Source organism: Devosia sp. 67-54 (genome assembly GCF_001899075.1).
In the GTDB taxonomy this organism is placed as follows: Bacteria; Pseudomonadota; Alphaproteobacteria; order Rhizobiales; family Devosiaceae; genus Devosia_A.
Genome location: NZ_MKVA01000008.1, coordinates 58357 through 78204, shown reverse-complemented (window position 1 = coordinate 78204; position 19848 = coordinate 58357). Strand labels below are relative to the sequence as shown.

General features: G+C 67.1%; 23 protein-coding genes and 1 other RNA gene. 8 read left to right on the top strand and 16 right to left on the bottom strand.

Features of this window, described 5'->3' with window-relative positions:
* Positions 1-2: 2 nt before the first annotated feature.
* From BGO82_RS13605 to BGO82_RS13585, 5 genes are all read right to left on the bottom strand, one after another.
* Complete coding sequence (locus BGO82_RS13605; protein WP_291306148.1) at positions 3-476, bottom strand: DUF992 domain-containing protein; 474 nt, start codon at positions 474-476, stop codon at positions 3-5.
* Positions 477-578: 102 nt separating this feature from the next.
* Positions 579-833: a 30S ribosomal protein S21 gene (rpsU, locus tag BGO82_RS13600; RefSeq protein ID WP_291306147.1), complete on the bottom strand. Its 255-nt coding sequence runs from the start codon at positions 831-833 to the stop codon at positions 579-581.
* Between the two features lie 152 nt (positions 834-985).
* On the bottom strand, positions 986-2062 hold the full coding sequence (locus tag BGO82_RS13595) for a 5-(carboxyamino)imidazole ribonucleotide synthase (protein WP_291306146.1): 1077 nt from the start codon (positions 2060-2062) through the stop codon (positions 986-988).
* A 135-nt stretch (positions 2063-2197) separates the two neighbouring features.
* Positions 2198-2692: a 5-(carboxyamino)imidazole ribonucleotide mutase gene (purE, locus tag BGO82_RS13590; protein ID WP_291306145.1), complete on the bottom strand. Its 495-nt coding sequence runs from the start codon at positions 2690-2692 to the stop codon at positions 2198-2200.
* Between the two features lie 48 nt (positions 2693-2740).
* On the bottom strand, positions 2741-2956 hold the full coding sequence (locus BGO82_RS13585; RefSeq protein ID WP_291306144.1) for a DUF465 domain-containing protein: 216 nt from the start codon (positions 2954-2956) through the stop codon (positions 2741-2743).
* Between the two features lie 163 nt (positions 2957-3119).
* On the opposite strand from BGO82_RS13585, the gene BGO82_RS13580 reads away from it, so the two are divergent.
* Complete coding sequence (locus tag BGO82_RS13580; protein WP_291306143.1) at positions 3120-3293, top strand: DUF465 domain-containing protein; 174 nt, start codon at positions 3120-3122, stop codon at positions 3291-3293.
* 238 nt (positions 3294-3531) lie between these two features.
* Here BGO82_RS13580 and BGO82_RS13575 read toward each other — a convergent pair whose 3' ends face one another.
* From BGO82_RS13575 to BGO82_RS13560, 4 genes are all read right to left on the bottom strand, one after another.
* Entirely contained in the window at positions 3532-4302 is a 771-nt protein-coding gene (locus BGO82_RS13575; RefSeq protein WP_291306142.1) for a sulfite exporter TauE/SafE family protein, read from the bottom strand.
* 69 nt (positions 4303-4371) lie between these two features.
* Positions 4372-6234, bottom strand: coding sequence for a monovalent cation:proton antiporter-2 (CPA2) family protein (locus BGO82_RS13570; protein ID WP_291306141.1), 1863 nt, complete (start codon positions 6232-6234; stop codon positions 4372-4374).
* A gap of 175 nt (positions 6235-6409) precedes the next feature.
* The gene (locus tag BGO82_RS13565; protein WP_291306140.1) at positions 6410-7147 is read right to left on the bottom strand and encodes a cell cycle transcriptional regulator TrcR; all 738 of its coding nucleotides are present in this window, start codon (positions 7145-7147) and stop codon (positions 6410-6412) included.
* A gap of 182 nt (positions 7148-7329) precedes the next feature.
* Positions 7330-8316 (bottom strand): NAD(P)H-quinone oxidoreductase, encoded by a 987-nt coding sequence (locus BGO82_RS13560; RefSeq protein WP_291306139.1) that lies wholly within the window; start codon positions 8314-8316, stop codon positions 7330-7332.
* A 66-nt stretch (positions 8317-8382) separates the two neighbouring features.
* On the opposite strand from BGO82_RS13560, the gene BGO82_RS13555 reads away from it, so the two are divergent.
* The 3 genes from BGO82_RS13555 to BGO82_RS13545 all read left to right on the top strand — a co-directional run bounded on the left by BGO82_RS13555 (position 8383) and on the right by BGO82_RS13545 (position 10119).
* Positions 8383-8568 carry a DUF1192 domain-containing protein gene (locus BGO82_RS13555; protein WP_291306138.1) on the top strand — a complete coding sequence of 62 codons (186 nt, stop codon included), beginning with the start codon at positions 8383-8385 and terminating at the stop codon, positions 8566-8568.
* A 245-nt stretch (positions 8569-8813) separates the two neighbouring features.
* Positions 8814-9596, top strand: a complete 783-nt coding sequence (locus BGO82_RS13550) for a hypothetical protein (RefSeq protein WP_291306137.1) — start codon at positions 8814-8816, stop codon at positions 9594-9596.
* A 10-nt stretch (positions 9597-9606) separates the two neighbouring features.
* Positions 9607-10119 carry a hypothetical protein gene (locus BGO82_RS13545; protein WP_291306136.1) on the top strand — a complete coding sequence of 171 codons (513 nt, stop codon included), beginning with the start codon at positions 9607-9609 and terminating at the stop codon, positions 10117-10119.
* Positions 10120-10135: 16 nt separating this feature from the next.
* Here BGO82_RS13545 and BGO82_RS13540 read toward each other — a convergent pair whose 3' ends face one another.
* The 4 genes from BGO82_RS13540 to BGO82_RS13525 form a co-directional block, all read right to left on the bottom strand.
* Positions 10136-10951 carry a TIGR00282 family metallophosphoesterase gene (locus BGO82_RS13540; RefSeq protein WP_291306135.1) on the bottom strand — a complete coding sequence of 272 codons (816 nt, stop codon included), beginning with the start codon at positions 10949-10951 and terminating at the stop codon, positions 10136-10138.
* Positions 10948-11538: a 5-formyltetrahydrofolate cyclo-ligase gene (locus tag BGO82_RS13535; protein ID WP_291306134.1), complete on the bottom strand. Its 591-nt coding sequence runs from the start codon at positions 11536-11538 to the stop codon at positions 10948-10950. The genes BGO82_RS13540 and BGO82_RS13535 overlap by 4 nt, the downstream gene beginning before the upstream one ends.
* Before the next feature lie 100 nt (positions 11539-11638).
* A non-coding RNA gene (ssrS, locus tag BGO82_RS13530) (6S RNA) lies at positions 11639-11796 on the bottom strand.
* Positions 11797-12110: 314 nt separating this feature from the next.
* A complete protein-coding gene (locus tag BGO82_RS13525) occupies positions 12111-12377 on the bottom strand; it encodes a type II toxin-antitoxin system ParD family antitoxin (RefSeq protein WP_291306133.1) in 267 nt (88 codons plus the stop codon).
* A gap of 105 nt (positions 12378-12482) precedes the next feature.
* On the opposite strand from BGO82_RS13525, the gene BGO82_RS13520 reads away from it, so the two are divergent.
* The gene (locus BGO82_RS13520) at positions 12483-14174 is read left to right on the top strand and encodes a cation:proton antiporter (RefSeq protein ID WP_291306132.1); all 1692 of its coding nucleotides are present in this window, start codon (positions 12483-12485) and stop codon (positions 14172-14174) included.
* Positions 14175-14180: 6 nt separating this feature from the next.
* Here the strand turns inward: BGO82_RS13520 and zapA are convergent, their stop codons facing one another.
* Positions 14181-14558, bottom strand: a complete 378-nt coding sequence (zapA, locus tag BGO82_RS13515) for a cell division protein ZapA (RefSeq protein WP_291306131.1) — start codon at positions 14556-14558, stop codon at positions 14181-14183.
* On the bottom strand, positions 14551-14829 hold the full coding sequence (locus BGO82_RS13510; protein ID WP_291306130.1) for a DUF4164 family protein: 279 nt from the start codon (positions 14827-14829) through the stop codon (positions 14551-14553). Before BGO82_RS13510 ends, zapA begins: the two co-directional genes overlap by 8 nt.
* Positions 14830-14981: 152 nt before the next feature.
* On the opposite strand from BGO82_RS13510, the gene tkt reads away from it, so the two are divergent.
* Positions 14982-16961, top strand: coding sequence for a transketolase (gene tkt / locus BGO82_RS13505; RefSeq protein WP_291306129.1), 1980 nt, complete (start codon positions 14982-14984; stop codon positions 16959-16961).
* A 46-nt stretch (positions 16962-17007) separates the two neighbouring features.
* Positions 17008-18015 carry a type I glyceraldehyde-3-phosphate dehydrogenase gene (gene gap / locus BGO82_RS13500; protein ID WP_291306128.1) on the top strand — a complete coding sequence of 336 codons (1008 nt, stop codon included), beginning with the start codon at positions 17008-17010 and terminating at the stop codon, positions 18013-18015.
* Between the two features lie 53 nt (positions 18016-18068).
* Here gap and BGO82_RS13495 read toward each other — a convergent pair whose 3' ends face one another.
* Positions 18069-18467: a VOC family protein gene (locus tag BGO82_RS13495; RefSeq protein ID WP_291306127.1), complete on the bottom strand. Its 399-nt coding sequence runs from the start codon at positions 18465-18467 to the stop codon at positions 18069-18071.
* A 69-nt stretch (positions 18468-18536) separates the two neighbouring features.
* Here BGO82_RS13495 and BGO82_RS13490 point away from each other — a divergent pair, with 69 nt between their 5' ends.
* Complete coding sequence (locus BGO82_RS13490) at positions 18537-19739, top strand: phosphoglycerate kinase (protein WP_291306126.1); 1203 nt, start codon at positions 18537-18539, stop codon at positions 19737-19739.
* The last annotated feature ends 109 nt before the right edge of the window (positions 19740-19848 follow it).

Sequence of the window (19848 nt, the reverse complement as noted above, 5' to 3'; positions counted from 1 at the left end):
TCTTACTCGAGGGTGAGATCGGTCCAGGTGAGCGAGTAGTTCAGGCCGACCTGACCCTGGATCGACCAGGGCTGCAGCGCGAACGACTTGTTGGAGCCGCCGATCAGCCAGTTGCCGCCGAGGCCGACGCCGAGAGTGGCTTCGGTCGAGGCGCCGACATAGGTGCCGGCGAGGGCGTGCTTCTTGGCCCAATCCTTGGTCGCGGCGAACACCAGCCAGGCGATCTTGGTCTTGGCGGTGAAGCCGACGTCGAGGCCGAGCTTCTTGATCGAGCCGTGATAGCGCTCGGACTTGCCGCCGTTGGACGGCTTGAACCAGCAGGTGAGATCCTTGGCGGAACCGATCAGGTAGCCGATGCCGGGCTCCACGTCGCAGCTCAGCACACCCACCTTGACGCGGCTGGCGGCATCGGCCTGGCCGGCAAAGCCGACGGCGGCCAGGGCGGAGATCGCGACGGCGGCGATAAGTTTCTTCATGATAGTCCCTCAGGTTGTTTTGTTTGACGCTTCCCCCAAGGGAGCCGGGGGAACGGGCTTGGTCGAACGCAAACGCCGCCCGGGCAGGCGGCGTCGACTGACTTACGACCGTTCGGCGCGCGCCGGACGGGCGGCGGCGGTGGGAGCAGCGGGCAGGCCGCCTTCACGCTGGGCGCGCTTGCGGGCAAGCTTGCGGGCACGGCGCACCGCTTCGGCCTTCTGGCGGGCCTTCTTCTCGGACGGCTTTTCGTAGTAGTTCCGCAGCTTCATCTCGCGGAAGACGCCTTCGCGCTGCAGCTTCTTCTTCAGCGCGCGCAGCGCCTGGTCGACATTGTTATCGCGAACAACTACTTGCAAGCGGAACCGCCCTTCGTGAATTCGTCATCAGTGGTTGAGTTCGAGCGTAATTGCCAAAGACAATCGCGCCGACCGGCCAAGCCGGTCACCGTGGTCGGCGTATATAGTTGAAGCGCGCGGGCTTGTCCACGGGTGAACGGGGCGAAAACGGCCTATTTTAGGGGCGTTTTTAGGGAAATCCGATTGAGATGGCCCATCTTCCGGCCCGGCCGCGACTCGGCCTTGCCGTAGGCGTGCGGGCGGATGCCGGGGCCCAGTTGCGCCGGAATCGCCGCGATGGCGTCGCCGATCAGGTTTTCCATCACCACGTCCGCCAGCCGCCGCGGATCGCCCAGCGGCCAGGCGGCGAGGGCGCGGATGTGCTGTTCGAACTGATCGCAAATGCAAACGGATTCGGTCCAGTGGCCGGAATTGTGCACGCGCGGAGCGATTTCGTTCACGCACAGCTTCCCGTCCTGGAGCACGAAGAACTCGACGCCCAGCACGCCGACATAGTCGAGCGCGGTGGCGATGGCGGCGGCGTGCGCCTGGGCGGCGGCGGCGGTGGCGGCGGAGATCGCGGCGGGAACGCTGGAGGTGGCGAGGATGCCGTCGCGGTGCACGTTCTCGGCCGGATCGAACGCCGCCACGGCGCCGTCGAGGCCGCGGGCGGCGACCACCGAGATTTCACGCACGAACGGCACGAACGCCTCGTAGACCAGCGGATGCGGGGCGAGGGCGGCGAACGCCGCCTCCGCCTCGGCGAGCGAGCCGACCTTGCGCTGGCCCTTGCCGTCATAGCCCAGCCGCGTGGTCTTGAGGATGCCGGGGGTGCCGAGCGCCGCCAGCGCCGGCGCCAGATCGGCGGCGCCGCGGATGGCGCGGTGCGGGGCGACCGGGATGCCGAGGCCGCCGATGAAGGATTTTTCCACCAGCCGGTCCTGCGACACGGCCAGGGCCCGGGCGCCCGGCCGCAGCGGCTTCAGGCCGGCGAGGAATTCGGCGGTCGGCGCCGGAACGTTCTCGAACTCATAGGTGATCACGTCGACCGCCGCGGCGAAGGCGGCCAGCGCCGCCTCGTCGTCATAGGCGGCGACGGTCCTGTGCGGCGTCACCTCGAAGGCGGGGCTTGCCGGATCCGGGCAATAGATGTGGGTGCGAAACCCCAGCCGCGCCGCGGCCAGCGACAGCATGCGCCCGAGCTGGCCGCCGCCGAGGATGCCGATCACGGCGCCGCGGGGGCAGGTCATGGCGTACCTTGTGGGCAACTGCCCCCACCCCCAACCCCTCCCCGCAGGGGGGAGGGGAGCCTGACTGCACCACCCTGCCGGCGGCTCCATCGCACCCCTCCCCCTTGCGGGGAGGGGCCGGGGGTGGGGGCCATATCAGCCATCTTTGCGAGGCGACATCGCCACCCCGGCGGTCTGGTCGGCGCGGTATTGCGCCAGCGCGGCGTCGAGCGTCGCGTCGTTCAGCGCCAGCACCGCGGCGGCGAGCAAAGCGGCGTTGGTGGCGCCGGCCTCGCCGATGGCGAGGGTGCCGACCGGGATGCCGGCCGGCATCTGCACGATCGACAGCAGGCTGTCCTGGCCGCCGAGCGCCCGGCTCTGCACCGGCACGCCGAACACCGGCAGGGTGGTCATCGCGGCGATCATGCCGGGCAAATGCGCCGCGCCGCCGGCGCCGGCGATGATCACCTTGAAGCCTTCGGCCCTGGCGCCCCTGGCGAAATCCACCAGCCGGTCGGGGGTGCGGTGCGCGGAAACGATGCGGTCGTCATGGCCGATGCCGAGCGCGTCCAGCGTGTCGGCGGCGTGCTTCATGGTGGCCCAGTCGGACTGGCTGCCCATGACGATGGCGACGGACGGCGGCGTTGGCATGTCGGGCCCCTCGTGAAGCCGGGCGTGTAGCGAAAATCGCTCCGCCGCTCAAGCGATGATGTCGGGCAGCAGCAGGTTCTCGAGCTGCACGATGCGGTCCTTGAGCGCCAGTTTGCGCTTCTTCATGCGCTGCAGCAGCATCTGGTCGGCATAGCCGGACGAGGACAGGGTGTGGATGGCGGCGTCGAGATCGGCATGTTCCTGCCGCTTTGTGGCCAGCTCCAGCCCGAGCGCGACTTCCTGTTCCTTGGTCAGCGGCAGCATCGGAAGACCCTTGGATTCCCCTGATTCCGGGCAGTCTGAGACATCTGGTTAACGCATTGCCGCGGCGCTTTACACCAGCTTTCCCACGCCGCCGCGAGGGCGTCGACAACGCACCTGTCTTTTCTTACCATCGAGTCGTTCGAAACGCTTGAAAGGAGTTGTCATGACGACTGAAGGCCATATCGCCGCCCTCGAAAGGCGGCATAGGGAAATCGAGCGCCAGATCGACGACGAGATGACCCATCTCTCGCACGACGACATGATGATCGCGGCACTCAAGCGTAGAAAGCTCGAAATCAAGGACGAATTGCAGCGATTGCAGGCCAGCGGCGCGTAACGCGGCAGCCAATTCGGGCCCAGGAGTTTCCTGGGCCTTTGTTTTTCAGGCTCTGTGCGACCGACCGGATGCGTCTCCGGCGGGTGCGGCCCCGAGCCCCGTCCCTTCCCCGCAAGGAAGGGGGGCGATGGTACCGCAGGCACCGATGTTTCAGTCAGGCTCCCTCCCCCTTGCACGGAGGGGCTGGGGGTGGGGGCAACGCCCGCCGGAGCCGGTCGCATCGCGAAATGCTCGCGTCTTACGCGTGCCCGGGAAAGAACACGCCCCCGACGCCGTCATAGATCAGCTTGAGGGCGATGAAGAACACCAGCACATAGGCCACCTGGTAGAACAGCTTCGCCGAGATGCGGCGCACCAGGAACACGCCGAGCAGCATGAAGGCGATGGCGATGGGGGCCAGCACGGCGGCGGTCTCGAGATTGGCGAGCGAGAGCTGTCCCAGGAAGTAATACGGGATCAGCTTGGCGTAGTTGATGGCGAAAAAGAAGATCACCGTGGTGCCGGAATAGATGTTGGGCGGCAGGCGCTGCGGCAGCAGGTAGATCTGCGCCGGCGGGCCGCCGGTGTGGCTGATGAAGCTGGTGAGGCCGGCGACGCCGCCCCAGAACACGCCCCACGGCGCCGACGGCGCCGCGCCCTCGGCCAGGCGCTTCCGCCAGGGCACCACCGCGTCGATGATGAACAGCATGGTGATGATGCCGACGATCAGCAGCACCTCGGCGTCGGTGATCACACTCCACAGGGCCCAGCCGACCAGCGTGCCGGCAAGGCCGCCCGTCAGCATGATGCGGATGTTGCGCCAGTCCACCTCGCGGCGGAAGGCGAGCACGCCGATGATGTCCATGATGCACAGCAGCGGCAGCAGCATGCCGGCCGCCTCGCGCGCCGGCATCACCAGCGCCAGCAGCGGCACGCCCACCATGCCGAGGCTGCCCAGCAGGCCCGATTTGCTGAGGGCCACGATGGCCACGGTGGCCACGGCGACGGACCAGAACCAGGGATCGAACATGGGGGGACTCGGGCAGGCAGGAGAGGCCGCCATCCCGACGACGGCCGGCCGGTGTTGTCAAGCCGGCCGCTACTGGGCGGCGGCGGAATCGTCGGGCTTGCGGGCTTCGGCGGCTTCGCGGTCGGCACGCATCACCTGGTCCAGCATTTCGGTCGAGCGGCGCACGAAGCCGATATAGGCGTCGCGGTCGTCGCGCAGCTCGTAGGAGTCGTGCAGCAGGCGGATGTCGTGCTTCTCGAAGGCGTCGGCGAGGCGGCGGGCCTCCTCGGGCGAATGGCCGAGCGCCTCCAGCGCCTTGGCGCCGAGCGCGATGGCGGCGCGGAAGGTCTCGCGCTCGAACACGTCGACCCCGAGCGCCATCAGCGCGTGCGCATGGCTGCGGTCGATGGCGCGCGCGGCGATCTTCACCTTGGGGAAGTTGCGGCGGATCATTTCGGCGATGGCGAGGATGCGGTCGCCGCCGGCCACGGCGATGACGATCATCTGCGCCTCGGCGGCGCCGGCGGCGCGCAGGATGTCGAGGCGGCCGCCATCGCCGTAGAACACCTTTACACCGAAGCGCTTGACCAGCTCGATCTGCGCCGGGTCGTCGTCGATCAGGGTCATGGTGTAGCCCTGGGCGCGCAGCAGGCGGGTGACGATCTGGCCGAAGCGGCCATAGCCGAGCACGATCACCGGCCGATGGTCGGGCAGATCGTCGGGGATGGCGGGCAGCGGTGCGCGGGCATTGATGCGCGGCACCCACACCTTGTCGAACAGCAGCAGCAGCACCGGCGTCAGCGCCATCGACAGCGCCACCACCACGGCCCAGAGCTGTGCCTCCTGCTGCTGCAGCAGCGCGGCGGAGCGGGCGAAGTTGATGAGCACGAAGGCGAACTCGCCGGCCTGGCTCAACAGGATGGCGAGCAGCAGGCGGTCGGCGACGTGCATTTTGAAGAACGTGCCGAGCACGTAGAGCACGGCGATCTTGACAGCGATGACCACGACCACGAGGCTCAGCACGCGCAGCGGTTCGGCGAACAGCACGCCGAAGGCGATGCCCATGCCCACCGAGATGAAGAACAGGCCGAGCAGCAGGCCCTTGAACGGCTCGAGGTTGCTTTCGAGCTCGTGCCGGTACTCGCTGTCGGCGAGCAGCACGCCGCCGAGGAAGGCGCCGAGCGCCGGGCTCAGCCCCATGCTGTCGGTGGCGAAGGCGGCGCCGATGACGATCAGCAGGCCGAGCGCGGTGAAGCCCTCGGGGATCTTGGCGGCCGCCACCCAGCGCATCAGCGGCCGCATCAGATAGCGCGAGGCGAGGGTCACGCCGATGAAGCCGCCGACGATCACCAGCGCCACCCACCAGCTATAGGGGTTGGTCACGGCGTCGGCCGCCTGCTCGACGGCGTTGGGCCCGAGATTGGGCGCCACGCTCCAGGTGGCGGCGAGCACCGGGATCAGGGCCAGCACCGGGATCACCGCCATGTCCTGCACCAGGAGCGTCACCAGCGTGGCGCGGCCGGTGTCGGTCATGGTCAGCGAGCGCTGCTGCACGGTCTGCATGGCGATGGCGGTGGAGCTCATGGCCAGGGCAAGGCCGACGATCACCGCCGCCTGCCAGTCAAAGCCGATGAGCCAGACGGCGCCGCCGAGCAGCGCGGCGGTCGCCAGCATCTGCGTGACGCCGAGGCCCAGCACCTTGTGGCGCAGGCGCCAGAGCTCGAGCGGATGCACCTCGAGACCGATGAGGAACAGCATGATGACGATGCCGAATTCGGACACCGAGTGGATGGTCTCGCTGTCCGAGATCAGGCGGAAGCCATAGGGGCCGACGGCGACGCCGGCAGCGAGGTAGCCGAGCACGGTGCCGAGCCCGAGCCATTTGAACAGCGGCACGAGCGCAACGGCCACGACCAGCAGCACCAGCACTGCGAGCAGGGGATCGCCTGCCATCGGTTTCCTTCAAGGGTTGGAGTAGTTCATCCGGCGGCTGGGGTCCCCCGGCCTCCGCCCGCGAGGCAGAGGCGATAGAACCGCCTTCTTCGATGTTTCAGTCGGGCCCCCCTCCCCCTTGCGGGGAGGGGAAGGGGGTGAGGGCGGCAACCCCCCGATTTGCAGTCGTCGCAATTCAGTCTCGGTCTTCGTCGGCCGTGTCCGATTTGAGCGATTTGAGCTTGGCGAACACGGATTCGGCGTCGATCTCCTCATCCTGCTCGGGGCGGCGGTTGGCGTCCGATCCGGGCAGGTCGGTGGCGCCGGTGCGGCCGCCGGCGGTGGCCAGCGCTTCCTCGGCGGTCAGCAGCATGGTGCCCTGCTCGACCTCGTCCGGGGTGCCGGCGCCGCTGCGGACGGCGGCGCGCTTGACCTCGAGGTCGAGGTCGATCTGGCTGCACAGGCCGAGCGTCACCGGATCCATCGGCTGGATGTTGGCCGAGTTCCAATGGGTGTTCTCGCGCACCGAATCGATGGTCGATTTGGTGGTGCCGACGAGGCGCATGATCTGCGCGTCCTTGAGCTCGGGGTGGTTGCGCAGCAGCCAGCGGATGGCGTTGGGGCGTTCGTTGCGGCGCGAGATCGGGGTGTAGCGCGGGCCCTTGCGCTTGGCCTGGGCGACGCGGACCTTCGGGTCGGACACCTTCATGCGATAGTCGGGGTCGGCCTCGGCCTTCTCGATCTCCTCGCGGGTGAGCTGGCCGTTCTGGATGGGGTTCACGCCCATGATGCCGCCGGCCACGTCGCCGTCGGCGACGCCCTGCACCTCGAGCGGATGCAGGCCGCAGAAGGCGGCGATCTGGTCGAAGCTCAGCGCGGTGTTGTCGACGAGCCAGACGGCGGTCGCCTTGGGCATCAGGAGGGTTGTGGCCATGATAAAACTCGCTTTCCGGTGGCGACCGGGCTTCACCGGCGCGCCCCGCCTTTCGGCGTTGGTAAGAAGGGGAATGGCAGCAATATACGGGGTCGCAGTCCGGTTTTCAACGATTTCCGTCAGTAGTTTGTCTGTGCTCTGGCCGTTCGGCCGCGAAGAGCGTCCGATCGGCCAACCGCTTGTCAGGTCAGCAGCACGATCTTGCCGTAGTGGCCGCGCTCGGCCATGGCGCGATGCGCATCGGCGGCCTCGGCCAAAGCGAAGCGGCGGATTTTCGGGCGCGGCAGGGCCGGATCAGCCAGCGCCGGCCAGAAATGCTGGCGCAGATGGGCGACGATGGCGGCCTTGGTCTCGGCGGTCTGCGGGCGCAGCGTCGAGCCCGACAGCGTCAGCTGGTTGGCGACCAGGCGGTTGAGCGGGATGTCGGCATCGCGCTCGCCCAGGGTCGCCACCTGCACCAGATGGCCGAAGCGGGCGAGCAGCTCGACATTGCGCCGCGTGGTGGCGCCGCCGATCATGTCGACGATGCGGTCGACGCCCTTGCCGCCGGTCAGTTCGCGCACGCGCGCCGCGACGTCCTCGCTGTCGTGGCGGATGGCAGCGTGGGCGCCGAGGCCGAGCACGTAAGCCGCCTTTTCGGCCGACGAAACGAGGGCGATCGGGGTGGCGCCGAGCAGGCGGCTGATCTGGATCGCGGCGCCGCCGATGCCGCCGGCCGCGCCGGTTACCAGCACGCTCATGCCGGGCTGCAGACCGGCGCGCATCACCAGCGATTGCGTGACAGTAATCCAGGTCTCGGGCAGGGCGGCGGCGTCGGCGACATCCCAGCCGCGGGGGGCCGGAAGCACTTGTCCCGCGGGCACTGCGGCATATTCGGCATAGCCGCCGCCATTGCACAGCGCCGTCACCATGTCACCCACGGTCCAATGGCCGGCGGCGACCACGATCTCGCCCGCCACCTCGAGCCCGAGCAGCGGCGACGCCCCGGGCGGCGGGGGGTACGTGCCGGCCCGCTGCGCCAGATCCGGCGCATTGACGCCCGCCGCGACGACGCGGATCAGCACCTCGCCCGGCCCCGGCACCGGCACGGGCAGGCGCGCGAGGCGCAGCACTTCGGGGCCGCCGGGCGCGGCGGCGGTGATGGCGGACATTTCGGCGGGAAGCGGCATCGGGGGTTTTGCGCCTGCGGGCGGGTTGGGATTAGACTTCATAGTCCCAACCGAAGGAGCCCCGCCATGTTCGATGACGACGAGGTGAAAAAACCCAAGGGGCACGAGGTCGGCATGGCCATCGACGCCATGTCGGTGGAGGAACTGACCGACCGCATCGGCCTGCTCGAAGCCGAGATCGCCCGCCTGCGCGCCGCCATCGAGGCGCGGCAGAAGCACAAAGCCAGCGCAGCCTCGGTGTTCAAGTTCTGAGCCGCCGATATTGAAGGCTGGTGCGACGAAGATCGCTCGCTGTGCTGCAGCCTCACTCTAGAGCGGCGATGCTGTAAGTCTGGCTTAATTTAGGCGGCGGAGGCGGGGTCAACGCCGGGGCTGATACGTCCGCCGACAGAGGCGGTGTCAGCGCCACGGCAGCAGCGGTCGTGGGCGCTGTAACGTCGAGCCCGAGCCCAGCGCCCTCCAACGTTAGCTCGACCGGAGCCACCGTCGGTACAGGCGTGGCCAGTTCGTCGAGCATACCGATCCCGGCCAACACCAACGTCGCGGCGGTGGGCAGTGCGGCGGCTGCGGCCGTGGCGGCCTATACACAGGCTAACTCGTTCACGGCGCCATCGCTGATCGCGCTGGGTCAAAGCGTTGGCGGGGCAGTGAGCAGCGCCCCACAAACAAGCATCGCGGTGGGAGCGGCAATTGCAGTCCCGGCGTTCAGCACCCTGAGTGGCGCGAACGTCGGCACCCTTGTCGAAGGCATGGCGACGGCGCTTCCGGGATTTGCCGGGCTCGGCGCCCTAGCCTCGGCCCTCTATCTCGCAACTACCACTGCTGTTGGACCAAGCGATGACTCGGCCGTGCATTCGCTCGGTCTGGGCATCGTCAGTCCGGCCGCCGAATTGCCGGACGATGTAGGGGAAGTCACAGATGCAGTTGGCGAGGGAGAGCCGGCGAAGGTCGTGCCCAATCCCTACGGGAAAAAGGGTGGGCCGGCGCACCAGGCCGGCGTCGCGGAGGCGCTTGCTGACTTAACAAAGAAGTATGAGGACGACCCCAATATCAAAGTGAAAACCGAGGTCAGGGTAGATACCCCCGACGGGCAGAAGAAGAGTCGATACCTTGACGTTGGCGCAATCGACATTGACCAGGATGATGTCGTTGCGGGCGTCCAGGTAGGGCGGCAAACTATAGGTGGCATACCTGTTGCGCGGGAGCGACAGGCGCGTGATGACATAGTTGAAGCCAAACCGGGGCTGCCGGTGGATTTCCTGCCCATCAAAAACAAGTAAGCCCGCGAAGATGATCGGACGTCAGAGCAATCTCATCGTCACCAACGTCGATCTCGGTGTACTTGAGTCGGTGTTACGAGTTCGGTCTGACCTTCAGCTCCTCAGCAGCGACACGAACGAGGGCCGGAACGCGCTCTTGCCCCTCAAATCACTACCCTTTGGATCTAAAGGAGGTGGATCGTTTCGGATATGCTACTTCGCGCCTTCGGCATGGATACCCGACATTCGAGTCAAGTCTATCAGCGACGTGAAAACTGACGTCGACGTCGAGCACTCCGAGGTGATCGAGTACTGGAGATCATATTGCGACAAGGGAGTCATTAAGGCCGGCCGATATTTCTACACGCCGGTCTATTGGGACGACGGCGAGTGGATGAAGAAGTCACCTGAATTCGTTAAGTGGGCAGAAAGCGTCGTCCGGACACTCAAGAAGGCACTGATCCGTGACAAGGAGCTTGGCAGCTACGTTGGTCACGATGCCGCCGAAAAGATCGCCCGCGGCGAATTGAAGGTCATCCGTTAGTCAGCCGCTTTCGTTACTAGAAACTCGGCAAAGACTGCGACAGCGTTCCACCGATACGGACAGGCGAAAACTTCACCGTGAGGCCCGTCTTCGGATCGGTTTCGATGGCGATGCCGCATAGCGTTGCTTCGCCCTCCGCCGGGGTGAAGCGGCCGTGGGCGATGCCGGTGAGGAAGCGGTTGAGCGGCTCGTCCACCTCGATGCCGATCACCGAGTTGAAGTCGCCGCACATGCCGGCGTCGGCCATCAGCGCCGTGCCGGCGCGCAGGATACGGGCGTCGGCGGTGGGGATGTGGGTGTGGGTGCCGACGACGAGGCTCACCCGCCCGTCGAGGAAAAACCCCATCGCCTGGATTTCGGAGGTCGCCTCGGTGTGAAAGTCGACGACGATGGCGTCGGCCTGCTCGCCGAGCGGGCAGGCGGCGATTGCCGCTTCGACGGCGCGGAACGGATCGTCCACGGGGTTCATGAAGACGCGGCCCTGGGCGTTGACGACCAGCACCCGGTGGCCGTTGCGGCCCTCCACCAGATTGGCGCCGCGGCCGGGGACGCCGGGGGCAAAATTGATCGGCCGGAGCAGCGTCGGCTCGCGCTCGATATAGGTCAGCGTGTCGCGCTGGTCCCAGGCGTGGTCGCCCAGCGTCACCACGTCGGCGCCGGCGGCGCGCAGCTCGGCATAGTGGCTTTCGGTCAGGCCGCGCCCGTGGCTGGCGTTCTCGCCGTTGACGACGACGAAATCGAAGCCGTACTCGGCGATGAGGCCGGGGAGGCGGTCGCTCACCGCGTCGCGGCCGGCGCGCCCCATAACGTCGCCCAGGAACAGCAGTCTCATGCGGTGGCGGGCTCGAAGCTGCGCACGCCCTGCTCGGTGATCACCATGTCCAGCGGTACGTCATGGGCCTCGCGCGGCACGATCTCGAGCTCCTGCGCGGCGAAGGCGAGGCCGATGAGGCGCGGCTTCTTGCGCAGCTTTTCGAGCGTCCGGTCGTAATAGCCGCCGCCATAGCCGAGCCGCGTGCCGCGGCTGTCGAAGCCGAGCAGCGGCATGAGGATGACGTCGGGTTCGACCTGCGGCGCCAGTTCGGACGGGGCGAGCGTGCCGAAGCCCGCCTCGTAAAGCGGCGTGCCCTGTTCCCACAGCCGCAACTCCAGCGGCAGGTCGTCGCCGAGCACCACCGGCAGGCACACCGGCTGCAGCGAATCCATCAGCCGGATGAGGATGGGCTGGCAGTCCATCTCGTCCTTGATGCGCCAGTAGCCGGCGACGATGTCGCTCGGCCGCAGCGGCACGGCGTTGAAGAAGTGGTCGGCGGCGGCCTGCGCCGCTCCCGGGCGGAGCGAATTGAGGATGGCGGCGCGATTGGCCCGCGCCTTCAGGCGCAACGCTGCCTTGGCTTCCTCGACCTTGGGATCGGCCATCAAGCCCGCCCTTTCGAGAACATCGAAAGGACCGTTCCGTCAGCGTCGCTGTTCCGCAAAACCGGCATCCACTGTCGCGCGCGACGCTGCGCCCCCCGAAATTCGTGCCGCCCTGGCCGTGGGATAGTCGATCCCGGGAACCTACTGACGTAGGTGGGCGCCGTGTGTCCGAACCCACAGGTCCGGTCAGGGACAGCTCCCTTAAGGATCGATAAGGCCCCGGGGATGTGATGATCCGCACGCACCGGGCAGCGAGGCGAATATAGGCGCGATGCGCGGAGGAGGCAAATGCGGCTAGAGGAGGTTTTTCCAGTCTGCGCTGTGATGCAGGACATGAAGGATTCGCACCCTCGCCGGGAGGCAGATCATAGATGATGTTATGGACGAGGTAGATTCGCTGGCGGACAGGAGGGCGAATGTCGGTGTGCTCCCGCGATATCAGCGGCCACTCCAGAATAAACCGGAACTCGTCGTACAATTCGGCAAGATAGGTCCTGGCGCGCCGCTCCCCGTAGGTTTCGACGCCGTATTTGTACATCGCGACAATATCGTCGTGCGCGGGATCGGTGATCCTAAGCCGCATCGATCGACTTGAGCTTTGGACGCGGTCTACCCGTGATCTCCTCGAAATAGGCGTCGAGGTCGGTAATCACGCGGCTGCCGCTCGCCCGAGCCTCGTCGACCAACGCCTGCAGCTTGGCGATCGCGGCCTTGCGTTCCTGATCGTGTCGGACGAGATCGCGCATATAGTCGCTGGCATTGGCGAAGCTGCCTCCGCCAACTTGTGCCTCGACCCATTCCTTCATTTCGTCGGGGAGCGAGATGTTCATGGTGGCCATGGTTGATCTCCTTCTTCGTTCAGCATGACATAGATTGGCAAAGTTTGCCAATCTTCCGGTCGGGCCGTTGCCGCCTATATTGGCAGGGCAAACGGGGGCCGGACGGTGGTTTCACAAATCCTGATCGTGATGATCGCGGCGATCGCGGTGACGCTGATCGCCGAGCGGCGGGGCATCCAGGCGCCGCTGCTGCTGGCGCTGGTCGGGCTTGCCGCCTCGTTCATCCCGCGCCTGCCGCGGCTCGAGCTCGAGCCCGAGATCATCCTGACGGTGGTGCTGCCGCCGCTGCTGTTTTCGGCGGCGAGCGAGTTCTCGCTGATCAGCTTCGTGCGGCGGCTGGGATCGATCTTCAACCTCGGGGTGTTCCTCGTCGCGGTGACGACGGCGGTGGTGGGCGCGGTCGCCGCCGGAATCATGCCGGGAATGACGCTGGGCGTCGCCCTGGTGCTGGGCGCGGTGGTGTCGCCGCCCGACGCGGTCACCGCCGTCGCGGTGGGACGCAAGCTCAAGCTGCCGTCGCGGCTGATGACGGTGCTCAAGGGCGAGAGCCTGATCAACGACGCCGCGGCGCTGACGCTCTTCACCTTCGCGGCGGCCAGCGTCTCGGGGGCGCACCTGCTGATCCCCAATCTGTTCCTCTATCTGCTCTACAGCGCCGTGGTCGGCATCGTGGTCGGGCTCGCGATCGCGGTGATCGTGCAGCGCCTGCGGCGGCGCCTCACCAACCCGTCGCTGGCCACGGTGCTCTCGGTGCTGGTGCCGTTCGTCGCCTATATCCTCGCCGAGGAGATCGGCGCGTCCGGCGTGCTGGCGGTGGTCGCGGCGGGGTTTTCGCTCGGCCATAACGCCACGGCCGCGACCTACGACGCGCGCATCCAGGAGCGGCAGTTCTGGCGTACCGCCGACGCGCTGCTCGAAGCCTTCGTGTTCGCCTATATCGGCCTGCAGTTCCGCTGGGTGATCGAGGACGCGCAGGAGAAGGGCTTCGACCTGCTGCAATTGCTCGGGCTGTCGCTGCTGGTGCTGCTGGCGGTGATCGTGGTGCGTGTCGCCTGGGTGTTCTTCACGGCGGGGCTGTCGCGCTGGCGGGCCCGGGCCAATGCCGAGCGGCTCGCGCATCCGCGGCCGGCGCGGCGGGGCCGCGAGCGGCCGCAGCGGCTGGGGCGGCCCGGACCGGCACGGCGCGAGCGGCAGGGCGGGTTCGAGCTGCTGCCGCCCTTCACCTGGCAGGAAAACCTGGTGATCGCGTGGACCGGCATGCGCGGCGTGGTGACGCTTGCCGCCGCCGCCGGTATTCCGCTGGTCACGGCAACCGGCGCGGCGTTTCCCGGCCGCGACGTGATCCAGGTCGTGGCGTTCGTGGTCACCATCGGCACGCTGCTGATCCAGGGGCTGACGCTGCCCTGGCTGATCGGCACCCTGAAGGTTGCCGATCCGAACGAGGAAAAGCTCCGGGCGGCGCAGCGCAAGCTCGGCGACGATCTGGCGCGGCAGGCGACGCTGGCCGCCATCACGGCGTTCCGCGACCGGCAGACCGACGAGCGGCCGCGGCGCATGGCCGACATGATGCTCAAGCGCATCGAAGCGCAGCGGCAGCGCGACAGCGAACCGATGGCGTCGGCCGGCGACGAGCTGCTGGGGTCGCTGGCGGGAGAGATGCTGACCGCCCGCCGTGCCGCGCTCGTCAAGGCGCGCGACGACCGGCTGCTCGATGACGAGGTGATGCGCGAAATGCTCGAGGAGATGGATTTCGAGCAGGCGGTGATGGAGACGTGGACGCCCGGCCGCTTCCGCTAGCGGCCGCTAAGGTGCGGTGGGCGAGCCGGTCTCGTCGATGGCGGTGGCGATGGCCTCGACCTTGCGCGCCGCTTCGGCCAGCCGGCGGGCGAATTTCTGCTCCATCTCCTCGGCCTCGAGCGTCAGCTCGCGGCCGGCGGTGGTGAGCTCGGCGATGTCCTTCTTGAGGCTGTCGATGGTGCGGTGCGCCTCGCTCAATTCGTCGAGCGCGGCGATGCCGGCCATCACCGTCAGGCGGGTGTCGCCGATCTCGCCGAAATCGCCCTTCATGGCCTCGACCCTGGCGTTGAAGTCGGCGGCGAGGTCGAGCAGATGCTGCTGTTCGCCCTCCTCGCAGCCCATGCGATATTTCTTGCCGGCAATCTCGACGACGACATCAGGCATTACGCAGCACCTCGTTGACGGTATCCATGGCGACGACGAGGCGGCGGGCGACCTCGGCCGAGGCGTCGTCGAGCCGCTTGGCCCTGGCGCTGGCCTTGTCGAGGTCGCCGGCGAATTTGGCGCGCTCGGCCAGCAGCTTCTGCGTGTCGGCCTCGATGCGCGCATGCGTGCGCATGCGGCCGTTGAGGCTGCGCACGCTGGCCTCGAGGCGCTGGAAGGCGCGGTCCAGGCGGTCCGATGCCGCCTCGATGGTGTTCTCGATGTCGCTCATGGCTCCGCCCGCAAATCACTGTGCCGCCGGAACCACTATAGAGCCCTGTCATTGACAGGCAAACCGAACCTGTTAAGCCAGTCCCCGCTTGGGAGGAGGCCGGTTTTCCGGCATTTTTCCGACCCGAAATCACCAGCAGAAGAGCGGATTTCATGACCAATTCAAAGACCGCCGACGAGATGGCCAACGCCATTCGCTCCCTCGCCATGGACGCGGTGGAGAAGGCCAATTCCGGCCATCCCGGCCTGCCGATGGGCTGCGCCGACCTCGCGACGGTGCTGTTCACCAAGGTCATGAAGTTCGATCCGAAACATCCCGACTGGCCGGATCGCGACCGGTTCGTGCTGAGCGCGGGGCATGGCTCGATGCTGCTCTATGCCTCGCTCTACCTGCTCGGCTACGAGGATGCGACGATCGAGCAGATCAAGAATTTCCGCCAGCTCGGCAGCAAGACCGCCGGGCATCCGGAACATGGCTTCCTCAAGGGCATCGAGACGACGACCGGCCCGCTCGGGCAGGGCATCGCCAATGCCGTGGGCATGGCGATCGCCGAAGCCAAGCTCGGCGCCGAGTTCACCCGGGACGTGGTCGACCATCACACCTGGTGCCTGTGCGGCGACGGCTGCCTGATGGAGGGCATCAGCCAGGAGGCGATCTCGCTGGCCGGGCACCTCAACCTCAACAAGCTGACGCTGATCTGGGACAATAACGGCATCACCATCGACGGGCACGTCTCCAATGCCGACTCCACCGACCAGCTCAAGCGCTTCGAGGCCTCGGGCTGGAACACCGTTGCAATCGACGGGCACGACCAGGCGGCGGTCGAGCAGGCGCTGAACGACGCCAGGAAGAGCACCCGGCCGCTGCTGATCGCGGCGCGCACCACCATCGGCTTCGGCGCGCCGAACAAGGAGGGCACCAACAAGGTGCACGGCTCGCCGCTCGGCAAGGACGAGCTGGCGGCGGCCAAGAAGAACCTCGGCATCACCTATCCGCCCTTCGAGATCCCCAAGGAAACGCTCGATGCCTGGCGCGCCGCCGGCACGCGCTCGGCCAACGAATTCGGCGCCTGGCAGGGGCGGCTGGCCGGCCTCGATCCCGCCCGCCGCGGCGAATTCGAGCGGCGGCTCGCCGGCGATCTGCCAGCCGGTCTCGAGGCGGCGCTCGACGCCTACAAGCAGAAGCTCACTGCCGACAAGCCGAAGGTCGCGACGCGCAAATCCAGCCAGATGGCGCTCGACGTGATCAACGGGGCGGTGCCCGAAACGGTCGGTGGCTCGGCCGACCTCACCGGCAGTAATCTCACCGATACGCCGCAGACCAAGCCGTTCACCGACCAGGACCGCTTCGGCCGCTACATGCGCTACGGCATCCGCGAGCACGGCATGGCCGGGATCATGAACGGCATGGCGCTGCACAAGGGGCTGATCCCCTATGGCGGCACCTTCCTGGTGTTTACCGACTATGCCCGCCCGGCGATCCGGCTCAGCGCCATCATGGAGCAGCGCGTCATCTACGTGATGACGCACGATTCCATCGGTCTAGGCGAGGACGGGCCGACGCACCAGCCGATCGAGCATCTGGCGACGCTCCGGGCGATCCCGCACATGCAGGTGCTGCGTCCCGCCGATGCGGTGGAAACGCTCGAATGCTGGCAGATCGCGCTCAACAGCCACAACAGGCCATCGATCCTGGCGCTCAGCCGGCAGAACCTGCCGGCGCTGCGCACCGAATACGTCAAAGGCAATCTGTCGGCCAAGGGCGCCTACAAGATCGCCGGCGACGATGCGGCCGACGCGGTGATCTTCGCCACCGGCTCGGAAGTCGCCATCGCCGTCGACGCGCTGCCGCTGCTCAAGGCCAAGGGCATTTCGGCCAAGGTGATCTCGGTGCCTTCGCTCGAATTGTTCGAGGCGCAACCGGACGCGTACAAGGCCAAGCTCATCGGCAAGCCGAAGGCGCGCGTGGCGGTCGAGGCGGGCATCGGGCTCAGCTGGCAGAAGCTGCTGGGCGAGAAGGGCCACTTCGTGGGCATGACCTCGTTCGGCGCCAGCGCGCCGGCCGAGCAGCTCTACGAGTATTTCGGCATCACGCCCAACGGCGTAGTTGAAGCCGTGACGCTGCAGTTGTAAGGCAGCCCCGTTCACCCCCGAATAGCAAGGTATCCAAGGAGCCATCATGGCTGTACGCGTCGCAATCAATGGTTTTGGCCGCATCGGGCGCAACATCCTGCGCGCCATCGTCGAATCCGGCCGAACCGACATCGAAGTGGTGGCGGTGAACGATCTCGGCCCGGTCGAGACCAATGCGCATCTGCTGCGCTACGACAGCGTGCACGGCAAATTCCCGCACGAGGTGACGGTTTCGGGCGACACCATCTCGGTCGGCGGCAAGCCGATCAAGGTGACGGCGATCAAGAATCCGGCCGAGCTGCCGCACAAGGAACTGGGCATCGACATCGTGCTCGAATGCACCGGCATCTTCACCTCCAGGGAGAAGGCGTCGGCGCACCTCGCGGCAGGCGCCAAGAAGGTGATCGTCTCGGCGCCGGCGGAAGGCGCCGATTTCACCGTGGTGTACGGCATCAACGACAAGAAGCTGAGCAAGGATCACATCGTGATCTCGAACGGCTCGTGCACCACCAACTGCCTCGCGCCGATGGCCAAGGTGATGAACGAGCTGGTGGGCATCGAAAAGGGCATGATGACCACCATCCATTCCTACACCGGCGACCAGCCGACGCTCGACACCATGCACAAGGACCTGTATCGCGCCCGCGCCGCGGCGCTGAGCCAGATCCCGACCTCGACCGGCGCGGCCAAGGCCATCGGCCTGGTGCTGCCCGAGCTCAAGGGCAAGCTCGACGGCATCTCGATCCGCGTGCCGACGCCGAACGTGTCGCTGGTCGACCTCAACTTCATGGCCGGCCGCAACACCACGGCGCAGGAAATCAACGACGCGCTGATCGCGGCGTCCGACGGCCCGCTCAAGGGCATCATGACCTATACGCGCGCGCCGCTGGTCTCGTCCGACCTCAACCACGACCCGCACTCGGCCACCATCCTGCTCGACCAGACCAAGGTGATCGAGGGCAATTTCGTCACGGTGATGGGCTGGTACGACAACGAATGGGGCTTTTCGAACCGCATGTGCGACGTCACGGCGGCGTTGGCCAAGACGCTCTGACGCCGGCTGTCGTCGAAGGATCGAAGGGGGCCGCGACGGCCCCCTTTTTGTTTTCATCCGGCGGTGATGGTGACGGCGTCGGCGCTGCGGGTGCTGGGGCCGTGGAACACGGCCTCGACATTGTTGCCGTCGGGGTCGAGCAGGAAGGCGGCGTAGTAGCCGGGGTGGTACGGCCGCTCGCCGGGAGCGCCGTTGTCGCGACCGCCGGCGGCGAGGCCGGCCGCATACCAGCGCTCGACGGTGTCGCGGTCGGGCGCCTGGAAGGCGAAGTGCACGCGGCTCGGCGTGTCGCCGCCATCGACCCATAGCTCGTCGGCGAAGAAATGGCCGGGGCCGTCGACGACGGGGATGCCGAGGATATCGAGGATGGCGCCGTAGAAGCGGCGGCTGGCCGCGAGGTCGCGGGTCCGCAGATGCAGGTGGTCGAGCATGCGTCCGCGCTTGAGCTGCATGGTCCGTCCCTTTCATTTCGCGGCGGGGGCCGCTATCACAACCGCAAAACTTTGCAGCAGGACAGCGCGATGAGCAACTTCAAGACCATCGAGGGCATGGATTTCAAGGGCAAGCGGGTGCTGCTGCGGGCCGATCTCAACGTGCCGGTGCAGGATGGCAAGGTGACCGATGCGACGCGCATCGAGCGCGTGGTGCCGACCATCCGCGAGATCATCAAGGCCGGCGGCAAGGCCATCCTCATCAGCCATTTCGGCCGGCCCAAGGGCAAGGTCGACAAGGCCTTCTCGCTGGAGCAGGTGGTGCCGGCGGTGGCGCAGGCAACCGGGCATCGCGTCGGCTTCGTGGATACCGACTGGGTGGATGTGAGCGCCGCCAAGAAAGCCATCGACTCGGCCCCCGACGGCTCGATCCTGGTGCTCGAGAACACGCGCTTCACGCCGGGCGAGGAGGCCAACGACCCGGAGCTCGCCAGGAAAATGGCGTCGCTGGGCGATATCTACATCAACGACGCGTTTTCGGCGGCGCACCGGGCGCATGCCTCGACCGAAGGGCTGGCGCATCTGCTGCCGGCGGCGGCGGGGCTCGCGATGCAGGCCGAGCTCGAGGCGCTGGAGCGGGGGCTCGGCTCGCCGAAAAAGCCGGTGGTCGCGGTGGTCGGCGGCGCCAAGGTGTCGACCAAGATCGAGCTGCTCGAGAACCTCGTGGGCAAGGTCGATGCGCTGGTGATCGGCGGCGCCATGGCCAACACCTTCCTGTTGGCGCAGGGCATCGGCGTCGGCAAGTCGCTGGCCGAGCGGGACATGGGCGACACCGTGAACGCCATTCTAGCCAAGGCGGAGAAGACCAATTGCGCCATCATCGTGCCGGTCGACGGCGTGGTGGCGTGGCATTTCGCGGCCAACGCGCCGCACCAGAATTACGGGCTCGACGCCATGGACCCCGAGGGCATGATTCTCGATGTCGGCCCGCAGTCGCGGGTGCGCATCAAGGGCGCCATCGACGAGGCGGCGACGCTGGTATGGAACGGCCCGCTGGGGGCGTTCGAGACGCCGCCGTTCGACGAGGGCACGACCGAGATCGCCCGCCATGTGGCGAGCCGCACCAAGGCCGGCAAGCTGGTTTCGGTGGCGGGCGGCGGCGACACGGTGTCGGCGCTGGCGCATGCCGGGGTGAAGGACGATTTCACCTATGTGTCCACCGCCGGCGGCGCCTTCCTCGAATGGATGGAAGGCAAGGTGCTGCCGGGCGTCGCGGCGCTGATGACGAAATAGGGGCTGCCGCCGCGGCCTGCCCGGCCACTTCGACTTTCGTCCTACGCCTCTCGGCCAATCGGAACTTTCGGCGTACGCGGCTATTGTCGGGATGTCCCCCAATGAGGAG

Bases quoted from the DNA above. Each gene is read 5' to 3' on its own strand.
- BGO82_RS13605 (WP_291306148.1), bottom strand. From the start codon at position 476: ATGAAGAAACTTATCGCCGCCGTCGCGATCTCCGCCCTGGCCGCCGTC.
- BGO82_RS13595 (WP_291306146.1), bottom strand. From the start codon at position 2,062: ATGACCTGCCCCCGCGGCGCCGTGATCGGCATCCTCGGCGGCGGCCAG.
- purE (WP_291306145.1), bottom strand. From the start codon at position 2,692: ATGCCAACGCCGCCGTCCGTCGCCATCGTCATGGGCAGCCAGTCCGAC.
- BGO82_RS13585 (WP_291306144.1), bottom strand. From the start codon at position 2,956: ATGCTGCCGCTGACCAAGGAACAGGAAGTCGCGCTCGGGCTGGAGCTG.
- BGO82_RS13580 (WP_291306143.1), top strand. From the start codon at position 3,120: ATGACGACTGAAGGCCATATCGCCGCCCTCGAAAGGCGGCATAGGGAA.
- BGO82_RS13575 (WP_291306142.1), bottom strand. From the start codon at position 4,302: ATGTTCGATCCCTGGTTCTGGTCCGTCGCCGTGGCCACCGTGGCCATC.
- BGO82_RS13570 (WP_291306141.1), bottom strand. From the start codon at position 6,234: ATGGCAGGCGATCCCCTGCTCGCAGTGCTGGTGCTGCTGGTCGTGGCC.
- BGO82_RS13565 (WP_291306140.1), bottom strand. From the start codon at position 7,147: ATGGCCACAACCCTCCTGATGCCCAAGGCGACCGCCGTCTGGCTCGTC.
- BGO82_RS13560 (WP_291306139.1), bottom strand. From the start codon at position 8,316: ATGCCGCTTCCCGCCGAAATGTCCGCCATCACCGCCGCCGCGCCCGGC.
- BGO82_RS13555 (WP_291306138.1), top strand. From the start codon at position 8,383: ATGTTCGATGACGACGAGGTGAAAAAACCCAAGGGGCACGAGGTCGGC.
- BGO82_RS13545 (WP_291306136.1), top strand. From the start codon at position 9,607: ATGATCGGACGTCAGAGCAATCTCATCGTCACCAACGTCGATCTCGGT.
- BGO82_RS13540 (WP_291306135.1), bottom strand. From the start codon at position 10,951: ATGAGACTGCTGTTCCTGGGCGACGTTATGGGGCGCGCCGGCCGCGAC.
- BGO82_RS13535 (WP_291306134.1), bottom strand. From the start codon at position 11,538: ATGGCCGATCCCAAGGTCGAGGAAGCCAAGGCAGCGTTGCGCCTGAAG.
- BGO82_RS13525 (WP_291306133.1), bottom strand. From the start codon at position 12,377: ATGGCCACCATGAACATCTCGCTCCCCGACGAAATGAAGGAATGGGTC.
- zapA (WP_291306131.1), bottom strand. From the start codon at position 14,558: ATGCCTGATGTCGTCGTCGAGATTGCCGGCAAGAAATATCGCATGGGC.
- BGO82_RS13510 (WP_291306130.1), bottom strand. From the start codon at position 14,829: ATGAGCGACATCGAGAACACCATCGAGGCGGCATCGGACCGCCTGGAC.
- tkt (WP_291306129.1), top strand. From the start codon at position 14,982: ATGACCAATTCAAAGACCGCCGACGAGATGGCCAACGCCATTCGCTCC.
- gap (WP_291306128.1), top strand. From the start codon at position 17,008: ATGGCTGTACGCGTCGCAATCAATGGTTTTGGCCGCATCGGGCGCAAC.
- BGO82_RS13495 (WP_291306127.1), bottom strand. From the start codon at position 18,467: ATGCAGCTCAAGCGCGGACGCATGCTCGACCACCTGCATCTGCGGACC.
- BGO82_RS13490 (WP_291306126.1), top strand. From the start codon at position 18,537: ATGAGCAACTTCAAGACCATCGAGGGCATGGATTTCAAGGGCAAGCGG.